Source organism: Natrinema sp. 74 (assembly GCF_046097095.1).
Classification (GTDB): Archaea; Halobacteriota; Halobacteria; order Halobacteriales; family Natrialbaceae; genus Natrinema.
The window spans coordinates 1,944,065-1,957,346 of sequence record NZ_CP175698.1 but is presented as its reverse complement, the minus strand read 5'-3'; the positions used below and the strand labels follow the sequence as shown (position 1 = coordinate 1,957,346).

The 13,282-nt window shown below is 63.9% G+C and carries 8 protein-coding genes; 5 read left to right on the top strand and 3 right to left on the bottom strand.

Annotation, left to right across the window (positions count from 1 at the left end; translation table 11 throughout):
• Nucleotides 1-21: 21 nt before the first annotated feature.
• The 5 genes from leuS to ACJ70B_RS09700 all read left to right on the top strand — a co-directional run bounded on the left by leuS (nucleotide 22) and on the right by ACJ70B_RS09700 (nucleotide 9,019).
• Nucleotides 22-2,670: a leucine--tRNA ligase gene (gene leuS, locus ACJ70B_RS09720; RefSeq protein ID WP_408956797.1), complete on the top strand. Its 2,649-nt coding sequence runs from the start codon at nucleotides 22-24 to the stop codon at nucleotides 2,668-2,670.
• 752 nt (nucleotides 2,671-3,422) lie between these two features.
• Nucleotides 3,423-5,675, top strand: coding sequence for a methyl-accepting chemotaxis protein (locus ACJ70B_RS09715; protein ID WP_408956796.1), 2,253 nt, complete (start codon nucleotides 3,423-3,425; stop codon nucleotides 5,673-5,675).
• Complete coding sequence (locus ACJ70B_RS09710; RefSeq protein WP_408956795.1) at nucleotides 5,672-6,436, top strand: bacteriorhodopsin; 765 nt, start codon at nucleotides 5,672-5,674, stop codon at nucleotides 6,434-6,436. Before ACJ70B_RS09715 ends, ACJ70B_RS09710 begins: the two co-directional genes overlap by 4 nt.
• A 135-nt stretch (nucleotides 6,437-6,571) precedes the next feature.
• Nucleotides 6,572-7,345: a YqjF family protein gene (locus tag ACJ70B_RS09705; protein WP_408956794.1), complete on the top strand. Its 774-nt coding sequence runs from the start codon at nucleotides 6,572-6,574 to the stop codon at nucleotides 7,343-7,345.
• 228 nt (nucleotides 7,346-7,573) lie between these two features.
• Nucleotides 7,574-9,019: a sugar porter family MFS transporter gene (locus tag ACJ70B_RS09700; RefSeq protein WP_408956793.1), complete on the top strand. Its 1,446-nt coding sequence runs from the start codon at nucleotides 7,574-7,576 to the stop codon at nucleotides 9,017-9,019.
• Between the two features lie 87 nt (nucleotides 9,020-9,106).
• On the opposite strand, the gene ACJ70B_RS09695 is transcribed toward ACJ70B_RS09700, so the two are convergent.
• From ACJ70B_RS09695 to thsA, 3 genes are all read right to left on the bottom strand, one after another.
• On the bottom strand, nucleotides 9,107-10,099 hold the full coding sequence (locus ACJ70B_RS09695) for an ornithine cyclodeaminase family protein (RefSeq protein ID WP_408956792.1): 993 nt from the start codon (nucleotides 10,097-10,099) through the stop codon (nucleotides 9,107-9,109).
• 133 nt (nucleotides 10,100-10,232) lie between these two features.
• Nucleotides 10,233-11,006 (bottom strand): class I SAM-dependent methyltransferase, encoded by a 774-nt coding sequence (locus tag ACJ70B_RS09690; RefSeq protein WP_408956791.1) that lies wholly within the window; start codon nucleotides 11,004-11,006, stop codon nucleotides 10,233-10,235.
• A 403-nt stretch (nucleotides 11,007-11,409) separates the two neighbouring features.
• Nucleotides 11,410-13,074 carry a thermosome subunit alpha gene (gene thsA / locus ACJ70B_RS09685; RefSeq protein ID WP_408960098.1) on the bottom strand — a complete coding sequence of 555 codons (1,665 nt, stop codon included), beginning with the start codon at nucleotides 13,072-13,074 and terminating at the stop codon, nucleotides 11,410-11,412.
• Between the last annotated feature and the right edge of the window lie 208 nt (nucleotides 13,075-13,282).

Sequence of the window (13,282 nt, the reverse complement as noted above, 5' to 3'; positions counted from 1 at the left end):
CGCCTAGAGGTATATAAGCAAATGAGCGACGCGGGATACGACCACGCGGCGGTCGAACGGCGCTGGCAGGAGGCGTGGGAGGAGTCGAACGTCTACCGGACGCCCGACGGCGTCGACGATCCGACGTACGTCCTCGGGATGTATCCGTATCCGTCGGGCAAGCTCCACATGGGTCACGTCCGCAACTACACGATTACGGACGCGTACGCCCGCTATCGCCGGATGCAAGGCGACGACGTCCTCCACCCGATGGGATGGGACGCGTTCGGTCTTCCCGCCGAAAACGCGGCCAAAGAACGCGATACGAACCCGCGTGACTGGACGTTCGACTGCATCGAGACGATGAAGGGCCAGATGGAAGCGATGGGCTTTGGCTACGACTGGGAGCGGGAAGTCACCACGTGCACGCCCGACTACTACCAGTGGAACCAGTGGCTCTTCGAGCGCTTCTACGAGGAAGACCTCGTCGAGCGCCGCGACGCCGAGGTCAACTGGTGTCCTCACTGCGAGACCGTCTTGGCCGACGAACAGGTCGAGGGCGAGGCCGAACTCTGCTGGCGCTGTGACACGCCCGTCGAACAGCGCGAACTCGACCAGTGGTTCCTGAAAATCACCGAGTACGCCGACGAGCTGCTCGAGGCGATCGACGACCTCGAGGGGTGGCCAAACTCGGTCCGACAGATGCAGCGCAACTGGATCGGCCGCCAGTACGGTAGCGAGGTCGACTTCGAGGTCGAGGGCCACGGCCCCGTGACGGCGTTTACGACCCGCCTCGACACCATCTACGGCGCGACGTTCTTCGCACTCGCGCCTGACCACCCGATCAGCGAGGAACTGGCCGCGGAGGACGACGAAATTCACGAGTTCGTCCACCACGAGGCCGATCCGGAGGGCGACGAACCGAACGGCGTCGAGACGGGCCTGACCGCGACCAACCCCGCGACCGGCGAGGAGATCCCCGTCTACGTCGCCGACTTCGTCCTCTCTGACGTCGGGACGGGCGCGCTGATGGCCGTCCCCGGACACGACGAGCGCGACCACGCGTTCGCCAAAAAGCACGACATCGACATCGAGCCCGTCATCGCACCCAAACCCGAAGACGGAGAAGACCCCGAGGCACCCGACGTCGAGGCGGGGGCCTACACCGACGACGGCGTCCTGATCGACTCCGGGGAGTACAGTGGCCTCAACAGCGAGAGCGCCCGCGAACGGCTCACCGAGGACCTCGAGAGCGCCGAGGAAGCCACGCAGTACCAACTGCGCGATTGGGGTATCTCCCGGCAGCGCTACTGGGGTACGCCGATTCCAGTGATCCACTGCGAGGAGTGCGGTCCCGTCACGGTCCCCGAGGACGACCTGCCCGTCGAACTGCCGGCGTTCATCAACACAACCGGGAACCCGCTCGACGCCGCCGAGGAGTGGAAGCAGACGACCTGTCCGGAGTGTGGCGGCGACGCGACCCGCGAGACCGACACGATGGACACCTTCGTCGACTCCTCGTGGTACTTCCTGCGGTACATCTCACCGGGTCTCGAGGACGCCCCCTTCGACCGAGAGCGGGCCAACGACTGGATGCCGGTCGATCAGTACGTCGGCGGCATCGAACACGCCGTGATGCACCTGCTGTACTCTCGGTTCTTCACGAAGGTGCTGGCCGACCACGAAGGGCTCGAGCACCGCGAACCCTTCTCCAATCTGCTCGCTCAGGGGATGGTCCAGCTCGAGGGCGAGAAGATGTCCAAGTCGAAGGGCAACGTCGTCTCGCCCCAGCGGATCGTCGAGGAGTACGGAGCCGACACGGCGCGGCTGTTCATGATGCAGGCCGCCCAGCCCGAACGTGACTTCGACTGGAGCGAGGAAGGGGTGCGCTCGACGTACGCCTTCCTCGATCGACTGAAGGGGATGGTCGAAGCGTTCGCGGCGGGGGAGTACGACGGCGACGACGACGCGATCGCAAGCTACGTCGACGCGGAGATCGACGCGACGATCGCCATCGCCGGCGAGGAGTACGACGATCTGACGTTCAACAAGGCCCTGCGCGAGACTCAAGATCTGGTCCGGACGCTGCGCCAATACGCCGACTACACCGAACCCCACGCCGAGACCTACGAGCGTGGGCTGTCGACCGTCGTCCGACTGCTCGCACCGGTCACACCGCACCTGACCGAGGAGCTATACGACGACTTAGGCGGCGACGGCTTCGTCGCCGAGGCCGACTGGCCGTCCGCCGAGATCGATCGCGACCGCGTCGCCAAGCGCCGTCGACTGGTCGAGAACACGCGCGAGGACATCCGCGACATCGTCGAGGTCGCGGGGATCGAGGATCCGACGGCGATCGACATCGTCGTCGCCCCCGACTGGAAGTACGACGCACTCGAGATCGCCGTCGAGAGCGACGCCGACAACCTGATCGGCGAACTGATGCAAGAAGCGCACATCCGCGAGCAAGGCGACGCCGCGGCCGACTATGGGCAAGATCTGCAGGCCGAACGCGAGGCGCTGTCGACGACGCTCGATCCCGACGAAGAGCACACAGCCCTCGAGTCGGCTGCGTGGTTGATCGAGCGCGAATTCGAGGCACCCGTGTCCGTCGTCCGGGCCGACGAGGCCGACGCGGACGCGCTCGCGAACGCCGAACCCGGCCGGCCGGCGATCGAAATCGACGACTGACGGTCGCGCAGCGCTCACCTTCGTCGCTATAGGAGCGACTGAACGTCATTGCACAGCTGATCGCACGACGGCGTTGTGATCAGTGTATAAACCGTTTCGGTTGTACTATCGTCTCGCTCGATCGGGTTCCCGTCGAGAGACGCAGCTAGCCGACGTGGTTCTCCGGCGGCAAAACCGACACCAGTCGTGGATGTCGAGATCAGTGTCGAAACGGCTGGCAGCTAGTCGTGATTATACTACGCAATTATATACATGAGATAAAGCGGTCAACGACGTTTGCTCGTCGGCCGGTCAGCTTGGATGTCGAACTTGCCTCGCCCGTTTGAGACTGAGCAGTCGGAATCGAGTACGTCGATCGAAGCCGCACTGAAGGGGACTCGAACCCGTAACTGTGAGTTGGACGCTCCCACGCGTCGTGGGTAGGTAATTGGGGGGAGGAGGGGTACACACATTCTAATTGAATGCGTTACACATTATCGGGGAGTAGCAGCGACCAATCGATCGCTCGACGGAAGACACCGGTCACGGAGATACCGAACGCGGGAGTACCGACGAACGCGAAATTTACGTTCATCAGACATGACATTCCGTATAATCATACCGCATTGTGACTGTCTGTGTGCGGCACCAGAAGTCGGTTGTGAATGACTGTCTTCCTTGACAATCAATTTTACCGATACATTCAATTGGATGGAGGGACAGCAATCGAGAAGGTAGGAAGCAGCACCGCGCTGCTCGAACCGTGTGACAATATGGCACTCGAGGACAATATCCCGGACCAATTCAGAGACACGTATAGTGTGAAGATCGGAGTGATTTTCCTGTTAATTGCCGCGATGACGATCGTTGTCGGCGCACTCCTTTTCGGCCACGTCTCCGGCACCGTCGGCCCGGCGGCGGGAGATCACTTCAGCGACCGGACCGACGACCGCAGCGACGTCGCCGGGGTCTGGCTGGAGACCACTGGCGAGACGGCGGCCGGGCTCGCCGCTGACCCGACCGTTCAAGGGGGAACGGCCGACCAGATCGAAACCGAACTCACGGCAACCCAGGCCGCTCGCGGAAATCGGATCGCGGCGATACACTATCTCGACGCGGACGGGAGCGTACTTGCGAGCAGCACCGACGGGGCCGTCGGCAAGAACTTCTTCGAAACGGCCGGCGTCGAAGGGGCGACGAACGGGCCAAGCGCCACCCATCAGGGAGTGGCGACCAACGGCTCAGTCCTCTCGTTTGTGACCAGCGTCGACCGCGATGACGGCAGCCAGCGGTACGTGGCCGTCTCCGCGCCCGTCGACGCGTTTGCGTCCGTCCTCGAGACCGAGGGCGCGCGAACGGTCGTCACCGACGCCGACGACGAGACGATCACGGCGGTCGGCGACGAAGCGTCGGTCGGCGACGCCGCGGTCCTCGCCGCCGTTTCGCCGTCCAACGAGGGCGTCGTCACGGGTCTTCCAGACGGAACCGACACGGAATACGCGGCGACGGAGTCGACGATCGACGTCGGCGAGACGTCGCTGACGGTGACGACCTACGACACCGCCGCAGCCGTCTACGCGCCGCGAAACACCGCGTCGGCGTCGCTGGTCGCCTTGATTCTCGTCTTCTTCCTCCATCTCGGCCTCGTCGCGGTCGTTCTCGGCGGCAACATCTCGCTGAACCTCCGCCAGCTCGCGAACAAGGCCGAACGGATCGGTAACGGCGATCTCGCGGTCGACCTCGAGACCGACCGGATCGACGAGGTCGGGACCCTCTATGGCTCGTTCGCGTCGATGCGAGATTCGCTAAAAGAGACGCTCACCGACCTCGAAGAGCAGCGCAAACGCGCCCGCGAGGCCCAACAGCGGACCGAGAAACGCAACCGCGAACTCGAGGCCGAGGCCGAACGCTACAGCGACGTCATGGCGGCGTGTGCCGACGGCGACCTAGAACAGCGCCTCGAGCCTGAAACGGACCACGACGCGATGGTCTCGATCTCTGAGGCGTTCAACGAAATGATCGCCGACCTCGAGTCGGCGATCGGCCAGGTCAAAACGATCTCCGCGGACGTCGCCCGGACGAGCACCGAGGTCCAGAGCAGTTCCGACGAGATCCGTCGGGCGAGCCAGGAGGTCAGTACCTCAGTGCAGGAGATTTCGGACGGCTCCGCAAAACAGGCAGAGGACCTCTCGACGGCGACGACCGAGGTCAAAGAGATGTCCGCGACCGTCGAGGAGGTCGCGGCCGCGACGAGTTCGATCGCAGAGCAGTCCAGTCAGGTCGACGAACTGGCCACCGAGGGCCGGCAGGCGGTCGAGGAGACGACCGCGGAGATGCACGCGGCCAGCGATCAGACGGAAGCCGTCGCCGAGACCATCCGATCGCTCGACCGGGAGGCCGAACAGATCCAAGAGATCGTCGAGTTGATCGACGAGATCGCCGGCCAGACGAACATGCTCGCGCTGAACGCGGCCATCGAATCCGCACGGTCGGAGAGCGCCTCAAGCGAGAGCGGCGGGTTCCAGGCCGTCGCCGACGAGGTCAAGGAACTCGCAGCCCAGACACAGGAGGCAGTCGAGGACGTCGAACTCATGATCGAGTCGATCCAGGAGCAGGCGACCGAGAGCGCAACGCAAATTCAACAGGCAGAAGCGACGATCGGCTCTGCGACCGGTCGGGTCGACGATCTCTCGATGAAGCTAGATCGGATCGCGACGGAGATCGAACAGGTGGCCGCCGGCGTCGAGGAGATCGACCAGGCGACCGACGAACAGGCCGACTCCGCCGAGGAGTTGGCGACGATCGTCCAGGACGTCGCAAGCGTCGCCGACGAGACGACGTCACAGGCCCAGCAGGTCGCCGCGGCCGCCGAAGAGACGACCGCGACGATCAGCGACGTGTCGACCGAAGCGACACGGCTCGACGAACGGGCGGCGGCTCTCGCCGACGCCGTCGACGAGTTCTCCGTCTCGTTGGGGACCGATCCGACTACGACCGCGGCGGGGCAGGGAGGTGAGAGCCAATGATCTCCGAACTACAGCTCTACCGGTTCACCTTTTACGTGCTGGCCGCTGCGACCGTCGGCTTCCTCGTCTGGGTCGGCCGGATGCCCGCCGGTAAACGCCGATACTACCTCCCGATTCCGGCACTCTGCGCAACGCTTGCGCTCGCGTACTTCGGGATGTCGATCGAATTACTGCGGATCACGACGGTCGACGGCCATCCGACTCCGATGAGTCGCTACGTCGACTACATCATCATAACGCCGGTCACGATCAGCACCGCCGGTCTGGTCGCCGGGGCGACCAGACGGCAACTGGCGGTAACGAACGCCCTCAGTCTGATCTGGATCGGATCGACGGCCGCCGGGTACTTCCTCGCGCCGCCGTTGGATTCGGTGGCGAGTCTCATCACGATCGTCAGTCTCGTGGTGCTTATCTATATGATGGTATGGCCGATCACGAAACAGTCCGTCGAGCAAAGCGGCGAACGGGTCCTCCTCTACGGGAAGCTCCGAAACCTGCTCATCTTGCTCTGGGTGCTCTACCTGGTCTTTGGGTTCGCCACGCGACAGAATCTGGGGCTGCTCGACGCGTTTACCGGCATCTTCTTCGGCGCGTATCTGGACGTGCTCACCCGCATCGGATTCGGCGTGCTGGTACTCCGGGCGACCGACGCGACCGGCCAACTGATCGAGCAGATCGAATCGGACGGGTCGGACGGTGACGGCTCGAGCGGCGTCACCCTCGAGAAATCGGACGACGCCGCGGTCGATCCGGCCGACTAACGCCACCGTCACGTCCTCGAGTGCGACGCCGCGGTCGATTCCGGCGACCGAACCACCACCGGATCTAACAGCAGGCTATCTGATTTATACGGCAGTCCGTCGTACGAGTGGCTACAGTATCTGTTGGTTCCGAGGATGAACGCACAACGTACGGACCCGTTTCGATGGCGGTTCGCGGGGAAGTCGGCGTGGAAAACACCACATATCGCCTCGATGACGTGGCGCGATGGACTGTTCGCTCACTGGCCGGTCGAGCCCGACGAGCTTCGACCGCACGTCCCCGGACGATTGCGCCTCGAGACCCGGGATGGGCGCGCCTGGCTGAGCGTGCTCCCGTTCGTGCTCACGAACGTCGGGATTCGCGGGACGCCGTCGATCACCAGACTGGCGTTTCCAGAACTCGTCGTCCGAACGTACGTCCGCTATCGGGACGAGTCGGGCCTGCTTTATTTTAGTATCGACGTCGGCAGTTCACTGGTCGCGACGGCCGTCGGCCGAACGACCGGCTTGCCCGTGTACGATGCGGCCATGCGAGTCAGCGCGACAGAAGAAAATCACGTCACGTTTACCAGCGACCGGCAGGGGCCGTCGACAGCGGGTGACCGTCCCGCCCGATTTGCCGCGACATACCGGCCCGACGGCGACGCGTTCACTGCCGAACCGGGGACGCTCGAGTACTGGCTGACGGCGCGCCGTCGGTTCTACGCGCCCGAATCGAAGGGTATCCTGACAGGCGAGATCGCACACGATCCGTGGCCGCTTCAGCCGGCGGCGGTCACGATCCACGAAAACACACTGTTCGAAGCGAACGGATTGCCGACGCCGATCGGTGAGCCGGTCTTCCAGTACGCCGACGAACTGTCGATGACTGGCTCGATTCCACGCCGTGTCGGCCGTGTCGGAACGTGATCGACTGCGACAGAGGTCTCAGCGTTTCGGCGTGGAGACGGCGGCTATAGTAAACGATATACACACTGATCGCAATGCCGTCTAGCGATCAGTACGTACAGCGACGTTCAGTGGCTACTATAGCTACAGCGCGCCCGCTGTGGGTACCAGCTTGTCGGCCGTCGGACTCCTTCCGAAACGCGGATCGTTACATTTGTTAACTACAATGTGGATTAATGATTATAGGCGATGACAACACCAATCACACAGTCAGCGCCCGACGACGACGACCGAAATTCGTTTATCTACGTCGTTGCGGCGTTGGCCGCACTCAACGGGTTACTGTTCGGGTTCGACACTGGCGTCATCTCCGGCGCGATGTTGTACATTCGAAAGACGTTCGAGTTGGCGACGCTGTTCGGCCACTCGGTAAACGCCGCGTACGTCGAGGGAATCATCGTCAGCGGGGCGATGGTCGGCGCGGTCATCGGTGCAGCCCTCGCCGGTCGGCTCGCGGACCGACTCGGTCGACGGCGACTCATCCTCGTCGGTGCCGTCGTTTTCTTCGTCGGATCGCTCATCATGGCGATCGCACCGACTGTCGAAATACTGATCGTCGGCCGAATCGTCGACGGAATCGGCGTCGGATTCGCGTCGGTCGTCGGCCCGCTGTACATCTCGGAGATTTCACCGCCAAAAATCCGGGGATCGCTGGTCTCGCTGAACCAGCTGACGATCACTAGCGGCATCCTCATCGCGTACCTCGTCAACTACGCGTTTTCCAGCGGCGGCGAGTGGCGCTGGATGCTCGGTCTCGGAATGCTCCCCGCAGCCGTCCTGTTCGCCGGAATGCTGTTCATGCCGGAGAGCCCCCGCTGGCTCTACGAACAGGGACGCGTTAGCGACGCCCGCGAGGTACTGTCGAAAACGCGCCTCGAGAGCCAGATCGACGCGGAACTGAGCGAAATCAAGGAGACGGTCCGAACCGAATCCGGTACCTTCCGTGACCTGTTCCAGCCGTGGGTGCGCCCGATGCTGGTCGTCGGCATCGGTCTCGCGGCGTTCCAGCAGGTCACCGGTATCAACACGGTCATGTACTACGCGCCGACGATCCTCGAGTCGACCGGCTTTGCGGACACCGCGTCGATCCTCGCGACCGTCGGTATCGGTGCCGTCAACGTTGTCATGACCGTCGTCGCCGTCCTACTGATCGACCGTACCGGTCGCCGTCCTCTGTTGCTCACGGGACTGGCCGGGATGGCCGGCATGCTCGGTGTCCTCGGGGTCGCGTTCTATCTGCCCGGCCTCTCGGGCGGTCTCGGCTTGATCGCGACCGGGAGCCTGATGCTGTACGTCGCGTTCTTCGCGATCGGTCTTGGACCGGTCTTCTGGCTGCTGATCTCCGAAATCTATCCGATGGAGATCCGCGGCACAGCGATGGGCGTCGTCACGGTCATCAACTGGGGCGGCAATCTGATCGTCTCGCTGACGTTCCTCCGGTTGGTCGACGTCTTCGGACAGTCCGGAACGTTCTGGCTGTACGGCGTCCTCTCGGTCATCGCGCTGGTGTTCTGTTATCAACTCGTTCCCGAAACCAAAGGGCGGTCGCTCGAGGAAATCGAAGCCGACCTGCGCGAAACGGCGTTCGGACGCGATACGGACGACCATCCCGATGTCGCAAAAACGGACGATTAGCGCGATAGTACTCGTATTTCGCCGATCCAGCCGTCGATCGCTCGACCGAGACAGGTCGCCGTATGACGGCCGGCGAAGAGCCAGTGATTACCGCCCGGTATCGATCATCCCGAAGTCGTAGCCGGCGTCGTTTTCGCGGGCGGTTTCGTAGACGATACGGGCCGTCGCGACGTCCTGAATCGCGAGTCCAGTCGAATCGAAGACCGTGATGCCCGTCTCCTCGGTTCGACCCTCCTTCCCACCGACGACGAGCTCCCCGATTTCGCCGTGGATGTCAGCATCCGTAATGTCCCCCTTGCCGTAGGGGACGTTGATCTCGCCCGAATGCGTACACTGCTCGTAATCGTCGATCACGATCCGCGCCGCCCGCAGTAACTCGTCGCTTAGTTCGTGTTTCCCCGCAGCATCGGCCCCGATCGCGTTGATATGTGTCTGCTCACCGACGGCCTCGAGTCCCACGATCGGGTCCTCGACCGGCGTCACGGTCGAGAGTACGTCGCAACTCCCCGCTTCGGAAATCGAGCCGCCGCGAACGTCGAACCGGTCCTCGTAGGTCTCGACGAACCGCCGGACGCGCTCGTCGTCGGGGTCCGAGACGACGACCTCCTCGATCGGTCGGACCTCGCTGATCGCCTCGAGTTGCGTATAGGACTGGACGCCGGCCCCGACGAGGCCCAGACTCGAGGCGTCGTCGACGGCCAGGTAGTCGGTGGCGACGGCCGCCGCTGCGCCGGTCCGCTTCATCGTGAGCGTCGTCCCGTCCATGATCGCAAGCGGGAACGCGGTCTCGGGATCGGAGTAGATCATCGTCCCGAGGACCGTCGGCAGGTCGTGGTCTGCGGGGTTGTCGGGGTGGACGTTGACCCACTTCAGCCCGGCGGCGTCCCAGTCGCCGGTATCGAGGTAGGCCGGCATCGACCGGAAGTCGCCGTTGTACTGCGGCAGATCGATATAGGACTTGGCGGGCATCTGCGTATCCCCGCGCTCGAAGGCCGCGAAGGCCGACTCGACGGCGTCGATGACGTCGGCGAGCGCGGCGTGCTCGTCGACATCGTCACTGTCTAGAAGGAGCGTGTTCATAGTGGCAAATATCGCGGGAAGCTACTTAATTGGTCCCGAAACGCGACAAGAGACGCGATCTGGGAGCCGGACCGTGCCTCAACCCAGCCGCTTCGTCCGGCGGAGGACCGACCCGAACAGGCGCGAGCGGCCGTCAGCCCGTCGCGCGGAACAGCACAACTGGCGTCCGGTACGATTCCAACCGCTCTCCGTCGTCGTCGGGCACGTGCCGGAATTCGAACGCCTTCTCGAGCGCCGCCGGGGCATCCGCCAGCACCCCTCTGATCTCCCGACGACGGTCGTCCGGCACGTCCATCCGGTCGAGCCAGGCGTCGACCTCGAGCCGACGGCTCGTCTCGCGGTCAGCCTCGACCGTCAGCCCGGTGTCTGCGAACAGTTCGAGCCAGTGCGCTCGAGAGTAGGTCTCGACGTGGCCCGGATCGCGCAGTCGCTCGAGTCGGTTGACGTACGCGGCCAACTCGGGATCGGCGGGGACACAGAGGTCCTCGAGCGCGACGACGCCGCCCGGCGCGAGGACGCGCTCGACCTCCGACAGAAACGCCGCTGGGTCGGGAAAGTGGTGCGCCGCGAACCGACAGGTGACGGCATCGAACCGATTCGCGGCGAACGGCAGCCGTTCGGCGTCGACCGCCACGCCCTCGACGCGAGGGTACTCGGTCGTCGCCGTCCGGACCATCTCCGGAGAGAGGTCCGCCGCGACGACTCGCGAGACGCCGGCGTCGGCGAGTGCACCAGCGACGTGGCCCGCACCCGTCGCCATGTCGAGTGCACACGTCGCGTCACTACACCAGTCGACGAGTCGCTCGAGGTCCGCGCCCCGCTTGAGTACGTCACCCGTTAGATAGCCGTCCGTCGCGCCGCCGAAGGCGTTCGCCACGTCGCGTTTCCTGTCGGTATCGTTCGTCACGACTAGTTCTTATGAAGAAAACAACATGAACGTTGCGTGGGGACGGCTCTTGAGCCTCGAACGATCGGCTTCTCGATGACTCGAATCAGAAACAGTGAACGCGGCCGTACGGTGTCGATCGGGACGAACCACGAGAGGACAGGATTCGGAAGTGACGACGAAAGAGGGAACGACGAAATGGGCCGACTGCAGTAGGTGGCTTGAGCGGACGATCGCTCGTTGAGCACGCACCCGAGTCAATCATCGGCAAGTGAGCGGTTCGGAGAACCCGAACGACGCCGTTCACCGAGCGCGGCACCGCGTGCCGCGCTCGGGCCGACGAGCGACCATCGGGAGCGAGGAGTGCTTTTGATCGAAATTTTGCTGAGGCCAGCTTCGCTGGCCCGTAGGGCAAAATTTCGTTTTACATCATGCCGCCCATGCCACCGCCCATACCGCCCATGCCGCCGCCCATGCCACCGGGGCCGCCGGCGGGCATGTCGTCGTCATCGTCGTCATGGGAGACCGCGAGGTCGCCCGCGGCGATGACGTCGTCGATGCGCAACAGCATGACGGCCGCCTCGGTGGCGGATTCGATGGCCTGAGTCTTGACGCGCAGCGGCTCGTAGACGCCCTCATCTTCCATGTCGATGGTGTCGCCAGTGTAGGCGTCGAGGCCGGCGGCCGTGTCGCCACCGTCGTGACCGCTGCGGAGTTCGACGAGCGAGTCGATGGGGTCCAGCCCCGCGTTCTCGGCCAGTGTGCGCGGGATGACCTCGAGCGCGTCGGCGAAGGCCTCGACGGCGAGCTGTTCGCGGCCGCCGACGGAGTCGGCGTAGTCCCGAAGCGCGAGCGAGACGTCGATCTCGGGTGCGCCGCCGCCGGCGAGCACTTTACCGTCCTCGATGGTCGTTCGGACGACACCGAGCGAGTCCTCGATGGCGCGGTCGACCTCGTCGATAACGTGCTCGGTGCCGCCCCGGAGGATCAGGGTGACGGCCTGAGCGTCGTCGACGTCCTCGACGAAGATGCGCTGGTCGCCGGCGATCTCCTTCTGGGCGACGCTGCCGGCAGTGCCCAGATCGTCCTCGGAGAGGTCGTCGACCGTCGAGACGGGCGTGGCACCGGTCGATCGGGCCAGCTGGGACTGGTCGCTGGACTTGACGCGGCGGACCGCGATGATACCCTCCTGTGCGAGGTAGTGCTGGGCCATGTCGTCGATGCCGCCGTCGACGAAGACGGCGTCGGCACCGACGTCGGCGATCGTCTCGGCCATCTCGCGCAGCTGGGCCTCTTCCTGTTCGAGGAACTGCTCGAGCTGGTCGGGATCGGTGACGTTGACCTCGGCGTCGATCTCGGTCTCCTTGATCTCTAAGTCGCCGTCGATGATCGCGATGTCGGCGTCCTCGGCGAAGTACGGCATGTTCTCGGAGACGCGCTCCTTGTCGACGATGACGCCCTCGACGAGCTCGGAGTTCTCGATCGAGCCGCCGACGACCTTCTCGACTTTGATGTTGTCCGTGTCGACGCCGTCGTCGTCGGCGACCGTCTGGACGGCCTCGACGACGAGTCCAGAGAGCAGGTCCTTGGCGTTCTCCGCGCCCTTGCCGGTCATCGCCGTCGCGGCGATCTGCTCTAAGATCTCCGTGTCGTCCTCGGCGACGTCGATGGCGATCTCCTCGAGAGCCTCGGTCGCTTCCTCGGCGGCCTCGCGGTACCCCTGGGCGAGGGTGGTCGCGTGGATGTCCTGATCGAGGAGGTCCTCGGCCTGGCTGAGGAGCTCACCGGCGACGACGACGGCGCTCGTGGTGCCGTCGCCGACCTCGTCTTCCTGAGTCTCCGCGACTTCGACGATCATGTCGGCCGCGGGGTGGTCGATCTCCATCTCCGAGAGCAGCGTGACGCCGTCGTTCGTGACGATGACATTGCCCGAGGAGTCGACGAGCATCTTGTCCATCCCCTTCGGGCCGAGCGTCGTCCGGACCGACTCGGCGACGGCCTTCCCGGCCTGTACGTTCATCGACTGCGCATCTTTGCCGGAGGTTCGCTGGCTGTCCTCCGAAAGTACGATGAGGGGCTGGTTGCCCATCTGCTGTTGAGCCATAGTCACCCGAAGGATTGATTGTGATTCTATATAAACCTTTCGAGGGCAGCTAGATGCGACCCCGTGACGTGGGTTCAGTACGGTGGTTCCGAGAACGGATGTCCGCTGTATTTATATTCTCGTTTCGGTGTCGAACGATGTGAAACGACGATACGCCGCCAAATAGCGGTTTTATCGGAGGAATAGCGGATTG